Annotated in this window: 20 protein-coding genes, 1 tRNA gene and 2 pseudogenes; 8 read left to right on the top strand and 15 right to left on the bottom strand. The window is 61.1% G+C overall.

The genetic code is table 11. The annotated features are described in order from the left end of the window. Positions 1-22: 22 nt before the first annotated feature. The 7 genes from infA to EFB14_RS11760 all read left to right on the top strand — a co-directional run bounded on the left by infA (position 23) and on the right by EFB14_RS11760 (position 4,320). Positions 23-241, top strand: coding sequence for a translation initiation factor IF-1 (gene infA / locus EFB14_RS11790; RefSeq protein ID WP_003545338.1), 219 nt, complete (start codon positions 23-25; stop codon positions 239-241). Between the two features lie 55 nt (positions 242-296). Beyond that, positions 297-917 (top strand): Maf-like protein, encoded by a 621-nt coding sequence (locus tag EFB14_RS11785; protein ID WP_125842341.1) that lies wholly within the window; start codon positions 297-299, stop codon positions 915-917. A gap of 31 nt (positions 918-948) precedes the next feature. Next, positions 949-1,161: a DNA gyrase inhibitor YacG gene (yacG, locus tag EFB14_RS11780; protein ID WP_125842343.1), complete on the top strand. Its 213-nt coding sequence runs from the start codon at positions 949-951 to the stop codon at positions 1,159-1,161. Positions 1,162-1,442: 281 nt separating this feature from the next. Beyond that, a tRNA-Phe gene (locus EFB14_RS11775) sits at positions 1,443-1,518 on the top strand. Between the two features lie 737 nt (positions 1,519-2,255). Then, the gene (nuoH, locus tag EFB14_RS11770; protein WP_126825489.1) at positions 2,256-3,257 is read left to right on the top strand and encodes an NADH-quinone oxidoreductase subunit NuoH; all 1,002 of its coding nucleotides are present in this window, start codon (positions 2,256-2,258) and stop codon (positions 3,255-3,257) included. 10 nt (positions 3,258-3,267) lie between these two features. Next, on the top strand, positions 3,268-3,834 hold the full coding sequence (locus EFB14_RS11765) for an NADH-quinone oxidoreductase subunit I (RefSeq protein WP_125842347.1): 567 nt from the start codon (positions 3,268-3,270) through the stop codon (positions 3,832-3,834). A gap of 45 nt (positions 3,835-3,879) precedes the next feature. Next, the gene (locus tag EFB14_RS11760; RefSeq protein ID WP_125842349.1) at positions 3,880-4,320 is read left to right on the top strand and encodes a CBS domain-containing protein; all 441 of its coding nucleotides are present in this window, start codon (positions 3,880-3,882) and stop codon (positions 4,318-4,320) included. A 72-nt stretch (positions 4,321-4,392) separates the two neighbouring features. Here EFB14_RS11760 and nuoG read toward each other — a convergent pair whose 3' ends face one another. The 15 genes and pseudogenes from nuoG to EFB14_RS11685 form a co-directional block, all read right to left on the bottom strand. Beyond that, positions 4,393-6,972 (bottom strand): NADH-quinone oxidoreductase subunit NuoG, encoded by a 2,580-nt coding sequence (gene nuoG / locus EFB14_RS11755; protein ID WP_125842351.1) that lies wholly within the window; start codon positions 6,970-6,972, stop codon positions 4,393-4,395. A 32-nt stretch (positions 6,973-7,004) separates the two neighbouring features. Continuing rightward, a complete protein-coding gene (nuoF, locus tag EFB14_RS11750) occupies positions 7,005-8,270 on the bottom strand; it encodes an NADH-quinone oxidoreductase subunit NuoF (protein WP_125842353.1) in 1,266 nt (421 codons plus the stop codon). A gap of 4 nt (positions 8,271-8,274) precedes the next feature. Beyond that, entirely contained in the window at positions 8,275-8,784 is a 510-nt protein-coding gene (gene nuoE, locus EFB14_RS11745) for an NADH-quinone oxidoreductase subunit NuoE (RefSeq protein WP_125842355.1), read from the bottom strand. A 16-nt stretch (positions 8,785-8,800) separates the two neighbouring features. Then, the gene (gene nuoD, locus EFB14_RS11740; protein ID WP_126825486.1) at positions 8,801-10,015 is read right to left on the bottom strand and encodes an NADH dehydrogenase (quinone) subunit D; all 1,215 of its coding nucleotides are present in this window, start codon (positions 10,013-10,015) and stop codon (positions 8,801-8,803) included. Positions 10,016-10,044: 29 nt separating this feature from the next. Then, complete coding sequence (locus EFB14_RS11735) at positions 10,045-10,581, bottom strand: NADH-quinone oxidoreductase subunit C (RefSeq protein ID WP_126825482.1); 537 nt, start codon at positions 10,579-10,581, stop codon at positions 10,045-10,047. Next, the gene (nuoB, locus tag EFB14_RS11730) at positions 10,578-11,081 is read right to left on the bottom strand and encodes an NADH-quinone oxidoreductase subunit NuoB (protein WP_125842361.1); all 504 of its coding nucleotides are present in this window, start codon (positions 11,079-11,081) and stop codon (positions 10,578-10,580) included. Before nuoB ends, EFB14_RS11735 begins: the two co-directional genes overlap by 4 nt. After that, entirely contained in the window at positions 11,069-11,434 is a 366-nt protein-coding gene (locus tag EFB14_RS11725) for an NADH-quinone oxidoreductase subunit A (protein ID WP_125842694.1), read from the bottom strand. The genes nuoB and EFB14_RS11725 overlap by 13 nt, the downstream gene beginning before the upstream one ends. A gap of 128 nt (positions 11,435-11,562) precedes the next feature. Next, complete coding sequence (locus tag EFB14_RS11720; protein WP_126825479.1) at positions 11,563-13,002, bottom strand: NADH-quinone oxidoreductase subunit N; 1,440 nt, start codon at positions 13,000-13,002, stop codon at positions 11,563-11,565. After that, positions 12,999-14,474 (bottom strand): NADH-quinone oxidoreductase subunit M, encoded by a 1,476-nt coding sequence (locus tag EFB14_RS11715; RefSeq protein ID WP_126825476.1) that lies wholly within the window; start codon positions 14,472-14,474, stop codon positions 12,999-13,001. The genes EFB14_RS11720 and EFB14_RS11715 overlap by 4 nt, the downstream gene beginning before the upstream one ends. Before the next feature lie 9 nt (positions 14,475-14,483). Continuing rightward, entirely contained in the window at positions 14,484-16,259 is a 1,776-nt protein-coding gene (locus tag EFB14_RS11710) for a Na(+)/H(+) antiporter subunit D (protein ID WP_126825474.1), read from the bottom strand. Next, a complete protein-coding gene (locus tag EFB14_RS11705; protein ID WP_126825471.1) occupies positions 16,252-16,506 on the bottom strand; it encodes a hypothetical protein in 255 nt (84 codons plus the stop codon). Before EFB14_RS11705 ends, EFB14_RS11710 begins: the two co-directional genes overlap by 8 nt. Next, complete coding sequence (locus EFB14_RS11700; RefSeq protein WP_126825468.1) at positions 16,503-17,966, bottom strand: monovalent cation/H+ antiporter subunit D family protein; 1,464 nt, start codon at positions 17,964-17,966, stop codon at positions 16,503-16,505. Before EFB14_RS11700 ends, EFB14_RS11705 begins: the two co-directional genes overlap by 4 nt. 5 nt (positions 17,967-17,971) lie before the next feature. Continuing rightward, on the bottom strand, positions 17,972-18,274 hold the full coding sequence (nuoK, locus tag EFB14_RS11695) for an NADH-quinone oxidoreductase subunit NuoK (RefSeq protein WP_007819572.1): 303 nt from the start codon (positions 18,272-18,274) through the stop codon (positions 17,972-17,974). Next, positions 18,274-18,774: an NADH-quinone oxidoreductase subunit J gene (locus tag EFB14_RS11690; protein WP_125842373.1), complete on the bottom strand. Its 501-nt coding sequence runs from the start codon at positions 18,772-18,774 to the stop codon at positions 18,274-18,276. Before EFB14_RS11690 ends, nuoK begins: the two co-directional genes overlap by 1 nt. 185 nt (positions 18,775-18,959) lie before the next feature. After that, positions 18,960-19,208 (bottom strand): annotated as a pseudogene (locus tag EFB14_RS11685) (nucleotidyltransferase domain-containing protein); the annotation flags it as partial. Here EFB14_RS11685 and EFB14_RS11680 point away from each other — a divergent pair. After that, positions 19,209-19,770: pseudogene (locus tag EFB14_RS11680) on the top strand (ATP-binding cassette domain-containing protein); the annotation flags it as partial. Positions 19,771-19,790: the final 20 nt, after the last annotated feature.

Raw genomic sequence — 19,790 nt, 5'->3', positions numbered from 1 at the left:
CCCACAGGAAGAAAACCACTATATGCCGAAAGAAGAAGTCCTCGAATTCCCCGGAATCGTCACCGAACTTCTGCCGAATGCGACGTTCCGCGTGAAGCTCGAAAACGAACACGAGATCATTGCCCACACCGCCGGCCGCATGCGCAAGAATCGCATCCGCGTTCTCGCAGGCGACAAGGTGCTTGTGGAAATGACGCCCTACGATCTGACCAAGGGCCGCATCACCTACCGTTTCAAGTAAGCCTGCCCAAGGTCCTGCAAGGGTTTTTCTCCTGCCTGCCGATGCTCGAGGTTCCATGGCGCTGAAATACAAGCTCATTCTGGCCTCGGGCTCGCCCCGCCGCGTCGACCTGCTCAACCAGGCCGGCATCGAGCCCTCGCGCCTGATGCCGATGGATATCGACGAGGCGCCGAAGAAGTCGGAGCATCCGCGTTCGCTCGCCCGGAGGCTTTCGGCGGAAAAGGCGGAAGCTGCCCTTGCCGCCATCAAGAGCGATATCACCTGGAAGGGCAGCTATATCCTCTCTGCCGATACGGTGGTCGCTGTCGGCCGGCGCATTCTCGGCAAGGCTGAGTTCGCCGACGAGGCGTTGAGCTCGCTGCATCTCCTGTCGGGGCGCAACCATATGGTCTACACCGGCGTTTGCCTGGTGACGCCGGATCGCAAGATCCGTCAGAAGATCGTCGAAACCAAGGTGCGCTTCAAGCGTCTTTCAGGCTTCGAGATCGAGAACTATCTGGCCTCCGGCCAGTGGCGCGGCAAGGCGGGTGCCTACGGCATCCAGGGCCTTGCCGGCACTTTCGTGCAGAAAATGGTGGGCTCCTACACGAATGTAGTCGGCCTGCCGCTTTATGAAACCGTTCTGCTTTTGACCGGCGAAGGCTTCGACGTGCATAGCCGGTGGCCCGAGGGCTGAGCCCGACGGCCGATCGATAGGACGAACCGATATGCCTGAAGAAAAGAAAGCAGCCGCCAAGGTCGAGCCGCTGCGCAAGACGCGCCCTTGCCCCGAATGCGGCAAACCTTCCCACCGCGAACATTACCCCTTCTGCTCCAACCGCTGCCGCGAGGTCGATCTCTCCCGCTGGCTGACCGGCGCCTACGCCATTCCCGTTGCCGACGACGAGACCAAGGCCGAATATCCGGATGACGAAAACTAATGCCTGTCGCCCAAAAGTGTGCAGCGGTTTTGGGATGACGACATGCATGGAAATCAAGACCTGAAGCACGAGCAGCAATCTGAAGGATTGTGACGCGCTTCAGAGAGTTCCACCCGCGAAGCTCTTATTTTTCCTCATGAATCCGGAAAACTGGTAAGACCGTCAAAAAAGAGTCATTTGACGCTTGCCATGGGCGAACAAGATGCTATAACCCCGCTCGCTTCCGGGGCGAACCAAGGCCCCGAGGTGCTTTCTTCGAAAGCGCCAGTGGAAGCAGGTTAGCCCAGGTAGCTCAGTTGGTAGAGCAGCGGATTGAAAATCCGCGTGTCACTGGTTCGATTCCGGTCCTGGGCACCATTCAGTTTACCCAAATTAATCTCATATGTGTGTTGTTGGAATTGCTGCGTAAATTCATAGGCTTACCGGATGCTTGTGCCCCGCTCGACTCTATTTTTTTAGGTCTTTGCACCCCTTTCGTATGCATTACAGCTGCCCGTCTCAGAAGCCTTTTCCCGGCAGCCAATAGATTTTGAGTATTGGCCGACGTTTTCCCGAGGCCGGTTCGCAGCCTCGTCGAGTGCACGGCGCATGCATTCATTCGCCGGAGTAAGCTACAGGCCCGCTTCGATCCGCGGGCTGTTGTGCTTGGCTGATGATCTGTGACGGCTGTCAGTGATGAGGGCGCATCAGAAGGTCATGTTGCTCTATCCACAGCGCGGGAAGATCGACAACCCGCTTGAGCTTCGCGATGGCGAAATCGGTGGCTGCTGCCCTGTGAGGATCGCTTCGGTGATTCTCGGCGATAGAAACGCCATAGGCAAGATGCGGTTGATGTCAGCAAGCGTCGGATGGTTCACAAACAACCACCGCTTTGTCCGCAAATGGCGCAAAGCCAGAGACGCGCATCAAACCACTTGTCTCAAACATCCTGAGCCGGACACATCATAGCCAGCGACGACATAACTGTGATGGCATTGTATGAGGTGCGTCGCCGTTGTACCATGTAGCCTGACGGTTGCGCAAAGTGCCAGGTCTATAGCCGGAGCCAAAGTCCGGTCGCACGTCTCAACCCGATGAATAAGTGACCGTGGATCATGGAACTTGTCGTCGCCCTTGGCCTGATTGTCTTAAAGGTCGCGTTTCTGATCGCGATCCTGCTGCTGCTGCCGTTGCCGCTGACCTGGCTGGAACGCAAGATCGCCGGGCACATCCAGCAGCGGATGGGGCCGATGCGTGTCGGGTGGCACGGGCTGCTGCAGCCGGTGGCGGACGGAATAAAGCTCTTAACCAAAGAGGACCACATCCCGGCCGAGGCCGATCGTTTCCTGTTCAAACTGGCGCCAATCCTGGCGCTCACCCCGCCCTTTGTGGTGTTCGTCGCGATCCCCTTCGGCGAAAGCATCTCGGTACTCGGCGCCGATATCACGCTCCACGTCTCCAACATGAATGTGGCGTTACTCTTCGTCTTTGCGGTGATCGGGATCGAGGTCTATGGCGTCATCTTCGGTGGCTGGGCCGCCAACAGCAAATACGCGGTCCTCGGCAGCCTCAGGACCTGTGCGCAGATGATCAGCTACGAGATTCCGATGGGGTTCGCGGTGATCGGGGTGGTCATGTTGGCGCAATCCATGAGCCTGCTCGACATCGTGCGGGCCCAAACCGACGTCTGGAACATCGTCTACCAACCGGTCGGCTTCTTCGTGTTCTTCGTCGCTGGATTGGCCGAAGCGCAGCGTATTCCCTTCGATCTTTCGGAAGCGGAAGGCGATCTGGGTGCCGGCTTCCATACCGAATACAGCGGTATCCGCTTTGCGTTTTTCATGGTCAGCGAATATGCCATCGTGTTGCTGGTGTCGGTCCTGGTGGTGATCCTGTTTTTCGGCGGCTGGAACGGTGTACTAATCCCCTTGCCACCACTCCTCTGGTTTGTGCTCAAGGTCGCATTCTTCGTCTATGTGTTTATCTGGTTCCGCTTCACTTTCCCCCGCTACCGCTACGACCAACTGATGGCGATCGGATGGAAAGTCTTGCTTCCTCTGTCGATGGCGAACATAATTATAACCGGTGTACTTTTAGGGGCCGTGGCGGCTCCGTAGCGAGGCGGCGATGTCGCGCGCGCAGGACAGAGTTGGAACATGGATTGGCTGGGCGTTCTTCGCCGACCTGGCGAGTGCGTTGGCTCTGACCTTCGGTTACTTGTTCTCCAGAACCGTAACCATGCAGTATCCGGACAAGGAAAAATGGCTACCCTACTCACGCTATCGCGGGCATCACTTCCTGACGCGTGATGAAGAGGGCGAGATCAAGTGCGTGGCCTGCGAACTCTGCGCGCGGATCTGCCCCTGCGACTGCATCGAAGTCGTCCCCTACGAGGACGAGAAGGGCAACCGGCACCCGGCCAAATTCGAGATCGACACGGCTCGCTGCCTGTTCTGCGGGCTGTGCGAGGACGCCTGCCCAGCGGATGCAATCGCGCTCGGCCAGCAGTACGAATTTTCGAGTTTTTCCTCGCGTGACCTGGTGATCGGGCGCGACGACCTGCTCGCCAAGCCGGGCAAGGCGGCAACCGGCGGCGGCGTGGTCGCCGCGCGCCTGAATACGCAGAAGGACGTGCTCGTCGAGACGAAAGAGATGCAGGGCTACAACTGGTGGCGGAATATCCGGCGAACGTGAACGCGCGCCATCCGTCAAGCCGGAGCGCGCAGACAGGAGGCTCAGATGCTTGTCGGCGAAATCATGAAGAACAAGGGTGTCGGTGTCATCGCGGTCACTCCCGATCAGACGATGGTGGAAGTCTTGAGGCTGTTTCGCGACAACAATATCGGCTTCGTCGTCGTCGGCCAATCGAACGACGAATACCTGGGTTCGCTATCGGAGCGGGATTGCTGCAATGCGGTGGCGGAATACGGGGCCGAGGCGGCGATGATGCGGGTCGCGGATATCATGAACCGCAATGTGGCGACCTGTTCGACACGGGACTTGCTACCCGTAGCGATGGGGATCATGACCCAGCGGCGTACGCGTCATGTGCTTGTCATGGATGGAGGCGACGTTGTCGGCGTGGTCAGTATCGGCGACGTGGTTAAACACAGGCTCGACGAAGCGCAGCGCACAGAGCAGGATCTGCAGGATTACATCTGCGGGACCAGGTATCACTGAAGTCGCCAGCTTGATGTGAAGACGCTGGGGCAGGGCAGCTTGCCCGGCCCGCGGCGCCCTGATCCCAAATCTTCAGACCCCACGCCAGATCCGGCCCGTCCGGTCGACCTCAAGAATGGCATGCACCTTGTGGACCTCCACCGGGCATGGGTATTCGCCCCGTCGCATCAAGCCGTTGAGACGCAAGGCTCTATAGTTTTCCGGGACGAAGACGAGGCCCTTGGGAAACCGCCTGTCGACCTTGAGTTGCGCCATCAGTTCGCCCTGGGCGGAACGCACAATGACCTGATCGCCATCCGACAGGCCAAGCTGTGCGGTATCGTGCGCGCTCATCGCGACATAGGGATCATTGGCGACCGTGTTCAGGACGTCCGACCGTTCGGAAAGATATCCGTTGTGGAACAGGCAGTCGCCGGTGATCAGCATGAGCCGGTCGGCTGCTGCCGGGACGGGCGGTGGCGCAAAGAACCTGGCCACAGGTGGCGTCGGCACCGCCTTGGTAAATGCGCCGTCGGCGCCAAGTCCGCCCAGCGTCAACCCCTGATAGGCTGGAACCAGCCGCGCAATCTCGTCGAAAATTTCACCTTGCGTCGACGGCCGCAGTGCCTGGTTGCGGAGCGCCGCGACGAAGTCGAAGATCGCCAGATTGCTCCGCGCCTCGAAGGCGGGTTCGCGGAATTTGCGGACCGTCTGGGTTCGGCCCTCGTTGTTGGTGAACGTGCCGGTTTCCTCGCCGTAACCTGCCGCGGGCAGAACGACCTCGGCAAGGCCTGCCGTATCCGTGAGGAAGGCGTCCTGCACGATCAGGAGATCGGCGGCGCCAAGCGCCCGCGTCACGAAATCCCTGTCGGGATAGGCGATCAGGGGGTCGGTTCCGACGATGTAGAGAGCGCCCATCCGCCCGCCGACGCAGAGCTCCAGAATGGCGTCGAGACTCGCGCCGGGTTCAGACGGAATTTCGGCGCCCCAGTCCCGCGCAAGACTCGTGCGCGCCACATCGTCGGCGACCGCCCGCAGTCCCGGCAGAGCGGCCGGCAGAACTCCCATGTCCCAGGCGCCCATCTGGTTGGCACGGTCGAAGAGGAACTGCATCGCCGGGCCCTTGCCGAGCAGGCGCAGAACTTGCAGCAGGTTATTGATCTGCTGCAGCGTCGCGCGCGCTTCGAGTGATCTCAGGAGGTCGACGCTGACAAGCACGGTGACTCTGCGGCCCTCCTTGAGTGCCGCGGCCAGACGATCCGGCCCGTCAGTGCCGGTTTCCGCCGCCGGCTTGCCGATTGTCGCGGCGATGCCTGCAAGAACGTCGTCCGGCAAGGCCTGACCAGCTGCCGATACGAGACCGGCCACCACGGCCGCAAGGCTCGCCGCTTCTCCGCCCGGCAGCACGCGAACCACCACCCTGGCATCGGCATCCAGACGGGATGGCCGCGCCGAGAGCATGAGCAATCCGGTCTGCCGCCGCCGCACGCCATCCCGCAGCAGGTATTCGGTGACCGGGTTCTCCTCGGTGACGTTGCCGCCGACGACGAGCACGCAGTCGTTGCCGATCACGTCGTCCAGCGGTGCGCGGCTGTTGAAGGCTGCCAGTAGCGGGCCGAGCGTGTCGAAGGGCGTGCACCAGCGTGACGAGCAATCAATGTTGTTGGTCCGGAAAGCCGTCCGCATCAGCTTCTGAAACTGATAGAGCGTCTCGTTGGGGAGGCGAGGCGAGGCCAGTCCGCCGGCAGCCTTGCCCTCGACGGCCGATAGCCGCCGGCGCAGATAGTCCCCAGCCTCATCCCAGGAAACCGGAACCAGGGCGCCATCACGACGGATCATCGGTCGCTTGATCCGGTCCCGGCTCGCGACGAAATCGAGACCGAAGCGTCCCCGAACGCAGAGCGTTTCGCGGTTGACCCCCTCGTCCCACTTCGAGCGCACCCGCATGAACTCGCCCTTACGTGTGCCCACCGTCAGCTGGCAACCGGTGCCACAATGCGGGCAGACCGTGTCAGTCTCGGTGAGATCCCAGGGCCGCGCCTTGTAGCGATAGGGGAAACTCATCAGCGCGCCGACCGGGCAGACCTCGACGCAATTGCCGCACTGGTCACAAGCCGCGAGACTGCCCTCGAAGCCGGTGACGGCGGTATCCATGCCTTTTTCGATGGTGCCGAGGGCGACCGCGCCGACGACCTCCTCACACATCCGGACACAGCGCTGGCACTGGATGCAGCGGTTGACGTTCATGATGATGACCGGGCTCAGACGAATGTCCTCGGAGTGGAACACACGCTTGTCATCGCGGAATCTGCTCTCGCGGGGCCCGTAGGCCATCACCATGTTCTGAAGCTCGCATTCGCCGCCCTTGTCGCAGATCGGACAATCGAGGGGGTGGTTGGCGAGCAGCATATCGAGCATGGAAGAGCGCGTTTCCTCGATCAGAGCTGTGTTCGCCCGCACCACCATACCCTCGGTGACAGCAGTGGCGCAGGACGGCTGCAGCCGCCGCTGCCCCTCGATCTCCACCAGGCACATGCGGCAGGAGGCCAGCGGCGGCAGACGCTTCAGATAGCAGAAGGTCGGGATCTCGATACCCAAACGCTGGGCGGCCTGCAGCACTGTCGAGCCAGCCTCAACTTCCAGCGTTTGTCCATCGATCGTAATGCTAACCATACTTCCTCGCAGTCCTGTCGCAGCGCACGCCTTCAGTGAAAGGGACACCCGCGGTCCTCGATATGGGCAACGAACTCATTGCGAAAATGGCCGAGTGCCGCCCGCAACCCCATCGCCGCCCCGTCACCCAAGGCACAAAACGTATTGCCGAAAATGCCTTTGCAGAGCATCTCCAGCTGCTCCAGATCGCCGGCAGCACCTTCGCCGGCCTCGATCCGGCGCAGGACCTTCACGACCCAGTTCAGTCCCTCCCGGCATGGCGTGCACTTGCCGCAGGACTCATGATGGAAGAACTCGATGATCCGGGTGGCGACCTTGACCATACAGGTCGAGTCGTCGATCACGATAACGCCAGCCGAACCGAGCATCGAGCCGGCGGCAGCCAGCGAGTCGAAATCCATCCTCACCTCCAGCCCGTGCTCCGGTATGACCGGCGCTGAGACCCCGCCGGGGATCACCGCCTTGATTCTGCGTCCCGGCAGCGCGCCGCCGGCGTGGTTCTCGACCAGTTCGCGCAGCGGTATGCCCATCGGCAACTCATAGAGACCGGGTTTGCGCACCTGCCCACTGAGGCAGTAGAGCTTCGGACCGGGGCTCTTGTCCGGGCCGATGCCCCGAAACCAGTCCGCCCCCCGCACGACGATATGCGGCACGCAAGCGAGCGTCTCGACATTGTTGATCACTGTCGGGCTGGCGTAGAGCCCGGCCACGGCCGGAAATGGTGGCTTCAATCGCGGCTGCGCCCGCTTGCCCTCGAGCGACTCGAGCATCGCAGTCTCCTCGCCGCAGATATAGGCGCCGGCGCCGCAGTGGATGTGTACGGCGAAATTGAAATCCGAGCCCAGAATGCGCTTTCCGAGATAGCCCTTTGCGTGGGCCTCGGCGATCGCCTGCTCCAGACGACGGATCGCCGTCACATATTCTCCGCGAATGTAGACATAGGCGGTTTCGGCCCCGATCGCGTATGCACTGACCGCCAGCCCCTCGATCAGTTGATGCGGGTGGCGCTCCATGATGATCCGGTCCTTGAACGTGCCCGGTTCGCCCTCATCGGCGTTGCAGCACAGATATGTCGGCTTGCCAGTGCGCTTCGGCACGAAACCCCATTTCATGCCCGTCGGGAATCCGGCACCGCCGCGACCGCGCAGGTTGGATCGTTTGACGAGGTCGATAACCTCGTCGGGCGTGTACTCGCGCAGCGCCTTCGCCAGCGCCTGGTAGCCGCCGCCAGCCTCGTAAGTTGACACCAAGTGACCGTCCGCCACATCGACATTTTTGAGAAGAACCGGCTCGAACATGGCGCTACTCCCCCGGCAGCCGCCCAGAGGCGTGCTCGAAGCTCGCGGCTCCCACTGTCGCCCGCAGTCTGTCCAGCAGTGCGTTTATCCGCGCCACATCAAGGTCGCCGTGGTAATCGTCGCCGACCTGCATCACCGGAGCCATCTCGCAGGCGCCGAGGCATTCGACGGTCGAAAGCGTGAACAGCCCGTCCGGGGTGGTGTCGCCTTTCCCGATCCCCAGCGCCGTTTCCAGATGGTTTAGCAGGTCCTCTGATCCGCACAGCATGCAGGAAACATTGTCACAGAGTTGCAGGTGGAACATCCCCACCGGCTCGGTGTGGAAGAGGGTGTAGAAAGTCGCCAACTCGTAGACCCGGATCCGCTCGACTCCGAGAATGTCGGCGACCTCTTCCAACACCGGCCCGGGCAGATGGCCATGTTCTTTCTGCGCAATGAGGAGCGCAGGCATGATCGCAGAGCGCTGGTCGGGATACCGCGCCGCCGCCTCTTCGATCTTTTCGCGCATGGTCATCGCATTCAAATCCTTGCTACTTGTCCACCTCCGCCATCACAGGGTCGAGGCTGCCGAGCACGGCGATCATGTCCGCCAGATAGCGGGCGTTGGTGACCCCGAAGAGGGCCTGAAGATTGACGAACGAGGGTGCCCGCACCTTCATTCGGAACGGTTTTGGCGACCCGTCGCTGATGATGTAGAAGCCAAGCTCGCCCTTTGGCGCCTCGATCGCCGAATAGACCTCGCCCTTCGGCACCTTGAAGCCGTAGGCCGACAGGTCGAAATGCTGGATCAGCGTCTCCATCGAGCAGTGCACCCGATCCTTGTTGAGCGGGAAGGCGATTGTCGGATTGTCGATCTGGAACGGGCCCTCTGGTATCTGGTCGATGCATTGTTCGATGATCCTCATGCTTTCGCGCATCTCGTCGACGCGGCATCGCCAGCGTGCATAGCAATCGCCCTCATTACGGGTGATGACGTTGAAATCGAGCCGGTCGTAGATCTCGTAGGGCTCATCGCGCCGGATGTCCCAGTCGACACCGGAAGCACGCAGGTTCGGGCCGCTGAGGCCGAGATCGACGGCATCCTCGGCGGAGATCACGCCGATCCCCTTCGTGCGATTGAGAAACACCCGGTTATCTTCGAGCAGTCGCTCATAGTCTCGGATCCGGTTCGGGAAGATGTCGCAAAACTCCCTGATCTTGGGGAAGAACCCGTCAGGCAGGTCCTCGCGCACCCCGCCGACCCTGCAGAAGGATGTGTGCATGCGCGCACCGGTGATCATTTCCAGGAGGTCCATGATCATTTCGCGCTCGCGCATGACGTAAAGCAGCGCGGTCATGGCGCCGAGATCCATCGGCAGCGCGCCGGTGATCAGGAGGTGACCGGAGATCCGTGCCAGCTCGGCCATCATCACGCGGATATATTGCGCCCGGATCGGTGCTTCTATGCCGAGGTGTTTCTCCACCGCCAGCGCGAAGGCGAGGTTGTTCGAGGGCGGACAGAGATAGTCGAGCCGGTCCGTCAGCGGGAAAATCTGCGTATAGGTGAAACTCTCCGCCAGTTTTTCGGTGCCGCGATGGAGGTAGCCAATATGCGGATCGATGCGCTCGACGAACTCGCCGTCCAGTTCGAGGACGAGCCGAAGAACCCCATGCGTGCTGGGGTGCTGCGGACCGAGGTTGAGAAGCACTTCCCTGGTATTGAGCGCTTCACCCTCAGGCCTGCTGAGCTCGGTGACTTCGGTCATCTCAACGTTCCGGCGTAGAACGGCCTCCCTTACGGAATGTCCCTGGTGGCAAGGTCGGGCTGCGTTGGCGGCGGACCTTCGGCACCGAAGGGATTCAACTTGTCCTTATAGCCCCTGAGAGGGAAATCCTTGCGCTGGGGAAAGCCCTCGAAGCCTTCCCACATGTAGATCCGGCGCAGATCGGGATGCCCCTCGAACCGGATGCCATACATGTCCCAGGCCTCACGCTCATGCCAATTGGCGGTGCGCCAGACTCCCGTGACCGAAGCCACTTCAGGAGGATCACCAAGCCGGCATTTGATGCGGACCCGCCATCTGTTGGGCAGTGAATAAAGATGGTAGACCGCCTCGAACCGAGGCATTTCGGGATAGTGATCAACCCCGCAAATGTCCGAGAGGAAGTTGAATTGCAGCGCCGGATGCTCTTTCAGGAACCGGCAGAACTCGACGATCCTCTCAGGCGGAACGGCAAAGGCGTCGATACCGTGCGCGATGCCGAGGTCCTCGATTGTTTCTCCGAAGCGCTCCATGATCGGAGCGCGATTGAGGGAGGGCTGCGTACTCATGACGCTATAACCCTTTCCAGGGGGGTGCCGGCGAGCGCCCGCGACCTCTTGATCTTTTCTTGAAGTAGGAGGAAGCCGTGCATCAGCGCCTCGGGCCGGGGCGGACAGCCGGGCACATGCACATCGACGGGCACGAAGGTTTCCGATCCCTGCACCACGGCATAGGTGTTGTAGACCCCGCCCGAAATAGCACAGGTGCCCATGGCGATCACCCAGCGCGGTTCCGGCATCTGGTCATAGAGCCGCCGCACGACGGGCGCGAATTTCCGGGTCACGGTGCCGGCGATGATCATGACGTCGGATTGTCTCGGCGAAGGGCGGAACACCACACCGAACCGGTCGAGATCGTAGCGGGCGCAACCGGCCGAGATCATCTCGATGGCGCAGCAGGCAATGCCGAAGGTCTCCGGCCACAGCGCCGACCTCCGGCTCCAACTGATGATGCTGTCGGCCGTGGTGAACAGCACGCTGTCGCGGATCGCGTTGTTTACGTCTCCCATTCCAGCGCTCCTTTCAGCCAGGCGTAGGCGAAGCCCACGAGAAGCAGCACCATGAAGATGAACATCTCGATATAGCCGACCAGCCCGATCTCTTTCAGGACGACGGCCCAGGGAAAGAGGAACATCGCTTCGACATCGAAAACGACCAGCAGGATCGCGAGGATAAAGAACGGCACTCTGAAGCGGCCCGCCGCCGCTTCGCCCGCTGCATCCATGCCGCATTCATAGGGCATGTTCTTGGCGGGATAGGGATTGGATGGGCGCAGCAGCGAGGAAACGAACAACGTCACCCCCACCACCAGAACGACTCCGGCGATCATGAAAAGAACGGGCAAGAATTCCATTGCAGTCATATCACTGCACCGGTTGCCCACCGACCTCGTCGCGAACCGATAAATCGGTGCGCCGCGGCGCGACTTGGGCAATCCTTTCTCCGGTTTCAAGTCTATTCCGTCGGTGTGATCATTGCAAATCCAATCGCTCACCCGCCAAAGACCGAATCCTGGGCAAGCTTAAGAAACCACGACGGAAATAGGCCGATGCCGATGGTGCCGGCGGCGGTGACGACCAGCGTGGCGCGCACCAGGGGCGTCAGCGCCGGGGCGAACGCCCTCTTCGGCTCGCGCATGTACATCACCATGACGATGCGGATGTAGAAATAGGCGGCGACTGCGCTGAGCAGCACTGCAATTACCGCCAGCATGACGAAACCACGCTCGACGAGAGCGACCAGCACGTAAAACTTGGCGAAGAACCCGGCCGTCGGCGGAATGCCGGCCAGCGAGAAGAGAAAGAGCAGCATCAGAAGCGCCAGCCCCGGATGTGACTTGGCGAAACCCGCATAGTCTTCGATAACCTCGCCTGAGAAATCGCCGTTCCGCATCATGATGACGGCGGCGAAAATGCCGAGATTCGTGAAAGCGTAGATCAGTAGGTAAAGCATCACGCTGGCGATCCCATCAGCACCGCCAGCGGCCACGCCGAAAATGGCGAAGCCGGCGTGGGCGATGCTGGAATAGGCCAGGAGACGCTTGAAATTATCCTGGACCAGCGCCACGAAACTGCCGAGTGCCATCGTCACCACCGCAATGACGGCGAGGATGATCCAGACGTCCGAGGCTGCAACCAGAGGGTTGAGGAACACCCGCAGGATCACCGCGAACCCCGCCGCCTTGGGGCCAACCGACATGAAGGCGGTGATCGTCGTCGGCGCGCCTTCATAGACGTCCGGCAGCCACATATGGAAGGGAACCGCGCCGACCTTGAAGACCAGCCCCGCGACGATGAAGACCACCGCCAGCAACAATCCGGAATCGAGCGGATCGCCGGTCACCGCCGCAGCCATCCCGTCCAGTTGCGTCGTGCCGGTAAGCCCGTAGATCAACGACACGCCGTAAAGGAAAATTCCGGTCGAGACCGCGCCAAGGATCACGTATTTCAGTGCTGCTTCGTTCGACCGTCGCTCACGCCGCAGGAAGCCGGTCAGCACATAGGTGCAAATCACCATCAGTTCGAGGCCCACATAGATCGACAGGAGATCGGTCGCCGAGGCCATGATCATCATGCCCAAAAGCGCGAAGAGCAGCAGGACATAGTATTCGCTGCTCCCGATCCCTTCGATATCGGCATATTTTCGCGATAGGAGGAATGTCAGAACGGTGGCCAAGTAGAAAATGAACTTGAAGAAGACCGCGAAGCGGTCGGCGATGAACATGCCCGTGTAGACCGGCCGGACCTCGCTCGCCAGCATGAGTGTCGCCAAGGCGGCAATCAACACGACCGCCACCGACGCCCAGACAAGGAAATGTTCCTGTCCCTTTCGCACAAACTGTCCCAGGATCAGCAGAATGCAGGCGCCTGTGATCACCACGATCTCGGGCAGGCTCGCTAGCGCCGACTGGAAAAGCGTGGCGGCGGTCATGGGCCGCTCTCCTTACTTTGCACCTGCGTCAGCAGATGCTTCACCGAGGCATCGATGATGTTGAGAAAGGGTTTTGGATAGAACCCAACCCAGAGCACGAAGACGGCCAGCGGCAGGATCGCAGCCATCTCGCGGGCGTTCAGATCGCGTATCTTCAACTGGACGCCGACGCTGGCCGGGCCGAGCGCGACTTTCCCATACATGCCAAGCAGATAGGCAGCCCCCAGCAATGCGCCCAAAACGGCGGCCGAGCCGGCGACCAGATTGGCCGCAAACCCGCCTGACAGCACCAGCAACTCGCCGACGAACGAATTCGTTCCCGGCAGCGCCATCGACGACAGGGTAAACAGTGCCAGAAACGTGGTGTAGACCGGCGCCACCTTCATCAACCCGCCATAGTCGGCGATGCTGCGGGTATGGGTCCGCTCGTAAATCAGCCCGACGAACAGGAACAGGGCGCCTGTCGTCACGCCATGATTGAACATCTGCAGGATACCGCCCTCGAGCCCGCGGAGGTTCAGCGCAAAAATCCCCAGCGTCACGATGCCCATGTGGCTGATGCTGGAATAGGCCACCAGCTTCTTCAGATCGTCCTGCGCCAGCGCGAGTAACCCGCCATAGACGATCGCAAGCACCGAAAGCGCCAGCATCAGCGTCGAATAGTGCATCGATGCCTCCGGCAGCATCGGCAGCGAGAACCGTAGGAATCCGTAGGCGCCCATCTTCAGGAGCACGCCGGCGAGGATAATGCTGCCCGCCGTCGGCGCCTGCACATGGGCGTCCGGCAGCCAGGTATGAACCGGCACCATCGGCACCTTGACCGCAAAAGCGATCAGGAAGGCGAAGAACAGCCAAGACTGGATCCGGAACGGCAAGTCCTGCTCTGTCAAAGCGAGGATATCGAAGCTCCTGCCACCGTAGAAATAGAGCACGATGACACCGATCAGGAACAGGAGGCTGCCAGCAAGCGTGTAGAGGAAAAACTTGATCGCCGCATAGACCCGACCCTCGCCGCCCCAGACGCCGATGATGAGGTACATCGGGATCAGCATCGCCTCCCAAAAGACGTAGAAGAGGAACAGATCGAGCGCGCAGAAGACCCCGAGCATCAGCGCCTGCATCGAGAGCAGGCAGATCATGAATTCCTTCACCTTGCGGTCGATCGCAACCCAAGAGGCGAGCACACAGATCGACCCCAACAATGCGGTCAGGAACACGAAGAGCGCGCTGATTCCGTCGATGCCGAGCGCATAATTGATCCCGAGCGCGGGCACCCACGAGCGCATCTCGGTGAACTGCATGGCATGGGTCGTGGTGTCGAAGCCGACCAGCATGGCGATGCAGAGAGCAAGGTCGAGGACGGTGAAAGAGAGCGCAGTCCACCGCGCCGCATCGTCACCGCGCAGGAGCATCAGAACCGCGGCACCGGCGACGGGTGTGAATATGATGAAGCTGAGCAGCGGGATGCCCATGGCGCGCCTCTACCGCCACGCCACGACGAAGACGACGGTGGCTGCGATCAGACCGACGACCATCGCCAGCACGTAATGGGTCACAACACCCGTCTGGAGCCGCCTGAGCCGCCCGCCGCTGTGCAGGATCGAGTGGGCAATGCCATTCACGACGGCATCCACGCCGGCAAGATCGAGCCGGAGTCCTGCCCGCGCCGCGCCGTGCAGCAAGGGCAGCGCCGCGGTCTCGGAGACGTTGCTCACCGCCTGCTCATAGCGCGCCAGCGGCCTTTCGGCGAGCCACATGAAGGCCCGCGCACCCTTGCGATAAAACCAGTCGGTGTCGAGGCTGATCGTCTGCTCGGGATCGAGCGCCCAGAGGAACAGCACGAACCCCAAGGCGGTGAACATCAGCAGCCCGAGGCTCTCCATGACATGCAGGCCCGTATAGGGTTCGAAATCCACCGGATAGGGCAGAAGCGCATAAAGCGGCTGGGGGAACACCCCGATCGCAATGCAGAGCGCCGCCGCCATGCCCATGGCAATCAGCATGTTGCGCGGCGGCTCCCGCGCCTCCAGTTTCCGGTCCGTCCCGAAGAACATGTAATAGGGAAGCTTGAGGCCAGTGTGCAGGAACGTCCCGGACGATGCCATCGTCAGCGCCAGCACCACCAGCGCGCGGTGATCCGCTCCTGCGGCCGCTATCACCATCGATTTGGTAACGAAACCCGAGAAGAACGGGAACGCCGAGATCGCCAAGGCGCCAACCATGTAAAGCGCCACGGTCAGTGGCATGGTCTTGTAAAGCCCACCGAGCTCGGTGAGTTTGCGTCGGCCGGTGACGTAGATGACCGCCCCGGCACCCATGAACAGCAGCGCCTTGTAGAGGATATGCGCGAAGGCGTGGCTGGCGGCTCCGTTCACCGCCATCTCGGTCCCGATGCCGATACCCGCGATCATATAACCCACCTGGCTGACGATGTGATAGGCGAGAAGCCGTCGGCAATCGTTCTCCAGCACCGCGTAGATGACGCCGTAGAGCGCCATGATGGTGCCGAGCCAGACCAGGAGTTCGGTCCCCGGAAACGCTCGCGCCAGCACATAGACGGCAGTCTTGGTGGTAAACGCGCTCATGAACACCGCCCCGGTGACGGTCGCCTCCGGATAGGCATCGGTCAGCCAGGCATTGAGCGGCGGCACGGCCGCGTTGAGGATGAAGCCGGCGAGGATCAGGTAGTCGCCGACCCCCATTCCCCCGTTGGTGAGCCCCCCCGCGATCGGGCCGAAAAGCAGTGAACCGGTGGCGAGCCCGTGGGAAATGATGCCGCCGAGCAGGACCACGCCGCCGGTGATATGGACCATGAGATAGCGGAAGCCCGCCCGGATCGCCGGCCCGCCACGCTGCGCGAAGACCAGATAGGCGGAAGCGAATGCCATGCCCTCCCAGAACAGGAAGAGGGTCAGGTAGTCACCGGCAAACACCACGCCAAGCGCGCTGCCGACATAGACGAATGCCGCCATGTGCTGGCCGGCATCCGTCAGATGCAGCGCGTAGACCATGCCGATCAGCGCCATGATGGTGAAAACGGTGGCGAAGACGATGCTGAGCTTGTCCACCTTCGCTATCAGGATCTCCTGCCCGATGAACCGCGCTTCGCCATAGCTGCCCGGCTCCATCGCAAGCACGGCAAGGATCGCCAGCGCAGGGATCAGAAGCAGATAGGCCTTGCGGACCGACCCGCTGAGGAACGGGATCGGTAGGGCGCCAAGAATAAAGAGCAGAGCCGGATGGATGAAGTCAGTCATAATAGTCCTCGCGCCGCATCAGCCTGACCCGATGGCCGAGAAACTTGGAAACGAAGGTAAGCAGGACGCAGGAGACGAAGCCGTAGACGGCGGACCAGCCCGGCAGGCTGTCCCACAGATATTCGGCGTGTTCGCGAGAAACCAGAAAGTCGGCGACGACGATCAGGACGAGCACAAGGTAGAATAGTCGGCGGCGCGGCCTCGCATATTGCTCGTCACCAAAGAAGTGGACGATAGGCTTGATCATCGGATCACTCCGTCTGCCAGGGTGAGAAAATAGCCCGGGAAAATGCCCATCAGCACCGACAGGATCGCCGTCGCGACCAGCGGAATCGTGACCAACGGAATTTCACGGACCGTCGTCCGGCTCTCCTGCCTCTCAGCCTGGAAGAAGGCGGCATAGCTGATCGGCAGGAAATAGGCGGCGTTCAGGATCGAGCTCACCAGGAGCACGACCAGGAACACGGTCTCTCTCGCCGCCACGGCGCCCTCCGCCAGATACCACTTGCTGACGAAGCCCGCGGTTGGCGGTATCCCGATCATACTGAGCGAGGCGACGAAGAATGCCCCCATCGTCCAGGGCAGCCTGCGGCCGATACCGGCCATGTCGCTGATGTTACGCTTGCCGGACGCGCAATAGATCGACCCGGCACAGAAAAAGAGCGTGATCTTGGAGAATGCGTGCGCTGCGATGTGGATGATCCCGCCGACCATAGCGACCGGCGACAACAGAGCCGCGCCCAGCACGATGTAGGAGAGCTGGCTGACCGTCGAATAGGCGAGCCTGGCCTTCAGGTCGTCCCGCGTCAGGGCGTAAACCGACGCCATCAGGATCGTGAACGAAGCCAGATAGGCCGTGGCGATGCCGAGGCCCAGCCCGCCCACTAGCCCCGTGCCGAAGACTTGGAACACCACCCGCAGGACGCAGAACACGCCCATCTTGACCACTGCCACTGCATGCAAAAGCGCGCTGACCGGTGTCGGCGCGACCATCGCGGCGGGCAGCCAGGCGTGCATCGGCATCACAGCGGCCTTGGCGAAGCCGAAAAGATAGCAGAAATAGACGACCGTCAGCAGCGCCGCCGAGGTGTCGCTCCCGGCCAGCAGTCCTCCCGTGACAAAGTCGAGCGACCCCGCAATATGGTAGGTCAGCGCCAGTGCGGCGAGCAGCGCGCTTTTCGACGCGCCCATCAGATAGACGAGGTACTTGTGGCTGCCCCTCCATCCCGCTTCGTCTTCGTGGTGGTAGACGAGCGGATAGGTAACGAGGCTGAGCACTTCGTAGAAGATCACCAGCGTAAATAGATTGGCGGCGAAGGCGCCCCCGGCTGCCGCCGCAAGACTGCTGGCGAAGCAGGCGAAGAACCGGGTCTGCGCATGCTCGTTCAAATGCCGCATGTAGCCGATGGAATAGATAGCCGCCACGATCCACAGCAGCGACGAAACGGTGGCAAACACCATGCCGAGCGCATCGACCCGGAAAGCAAAGTCAATCCCCGGCAGAATCTCGAACAGACGCAATTCGACCGTCCCGCCCGCCAGCACCGTGGGCGCCATCGACACGACAATCGCGAACATGGCGATCGCGGCCAACGGCGAGACCAAATCGCGAAGTCTCGCGCGGTTGTGCAAAAGGAGAACTGCAAGGGCCGCCAGACCGGCGACGGTGATGGCAAGCAACGGCCGGATCGATACAACCGGGTCCAAAGCCGCTATCCTTTCATCACCGTCACGTCGTCGACCTTGAGGGTGGATTTGTTCCTCACGAGGGCGACCAGGATACCGAGGGCGACGGCAACCTCTGCCGCGGTGATTGCGATGACGAAGATCGCGAAGATCTGCCCGCGGAAATCGGCGTGGTAACGCCCGAAAGCGATAAAATTGATGTTGACCGAGTTGAGCAGCAGCTCCAGCGACATCAGGACGACGAGAATATTGCGCCTGAGCAGCACGCCCGCCGCTCCGATCACGAAGAGGACCACGCCGAGCACAATATACCACCAGAGCGGAACCATCACCCCTGCTCCTTCCGCGCCAGCATGATGGCACCGACCAAGGCCGCCAGCAGGATTACGGAGGCGGTTTCAAACGGCAGGAGATAGTCGGCAAAAAGTGCTGTGCCAAGCTGCCTGACGTCATCGCCGCCGCCCATGGCGACGGGCTCCATGACCGAAAAACGGTCGCTCCAGAGCACCAGCACGAGCATCTCGACCCCGAGCAGGACGAGCAGTACCAGTGCCGGGAGGTTTCCGCCCGGCAAGAACCGCTGCAACACCGCTTCGCGCACATCGATCATCATGATCACGAACAGGAACAGGACCATGATCGCGCCGACATAAACGAAGATCTGGATGACCGCGAGCAACGGTGCCTCGAGCAAGACGAAGATTGCCGAGACCTGCAGGAAACACGCCATCAGCGCCAATGCGCTGTGAACCGGATTGCGCACCAGGACCATCGTCAGGGCCGTGATCACGGATACCGTAGCGAACAGAAGAAAGAACCCCTGATCCATCGACGCCGACCCTCCGGCGCGAACTGTCACTCGGCGCGAGATGGCCGGATTTGAGATTGCGCCGCAACTTCAGATGCCTTCGCAAATTGTGCCCTAGTATCGGATTTTACACAAGATTATTGTCATCGGCGGAGCAAAATCAGGCCAGTCCGGATGTGGCGAAGGCCGCTGGAAGGGATAGGCAAGAGCTTGCGGTTGTTGACGATGATCAAGAGATCGAAATCGGAGCGATATCCCTTCATCGTGAAGGGTTCATCGACCCACCCACCCTTGGCGTAGGAGCCGAACAGGATGATCTTCAAGATCCTGCCGCGCTTCTTGAATTCTGCCGTACCATCCTTCAACGCGTCCTCGAATTCCTCGTGGAGAATTTCCAGAACGCGGCCAATCTCGCGCCGCTTGCGAAGTGGCATATGGTTGAGGGATGATTTCATACCGTCAACGGCGAGGTGCTTGGCTTTGCGGAAAACGCTAAGGTCGCACGTGAGCGGATGCCGGCGGCTGTGAACCGGCAGATCGGGATGATGTTTCAGCAGTTCAATCTCTGGTCACACATGACGGCGCTGGGCAATGTCAGCGAAGCGCTGAAGACGGTTCTCACAAGATGAACCGTAGGGATGCAGAGGAGCGGTCAATGGCCCGGCTCGCCAAGGTCGGTCTCGAGGGCAGGGCACTATCCCTCGCAGCTTTCGGGAGGGCAGCAGCAGCGCGTTGCCATCGTCCGCGCCCTTGCCCTCAACTCGAAGATCATGCTCTTTGACGAATTGACTTAGTCACTGATCCCGAGTTGACCGGCGAGGTGCTGAACGTCATGCGATGGCCGACGCCTCCGACGAGATCGGATTTGCCGCGACAGTCGGCCAGCAGATCATCTTTCTCGATCACGGCAAGGTGCTGTTCACCGGCCCACCGAAGGATGTCTTCAAGCGGCCGAGAAACCTCCGGCTCGAACAATTCCTGGACACCTATATCGATCGCGGCGCCTCGATGCTGCTCCGACGCTCATGTCCTTCCGG

Source organism: Rhizobium fabae (assembly GCF_003985135.1).
In the GTDB taxonomy this organism is placed as follows: domain Bacteria; phylum Pseudomonadota; class Alphaproteobacteria; order Rhizobiales; family Rhizobiaceae; genus Rhizobium; species Rhizobium pisi.
Note: the sequence above shows the minus strand (reverse complement) of the source record. Positions and strands in the feature narration are given on the sequence as shown.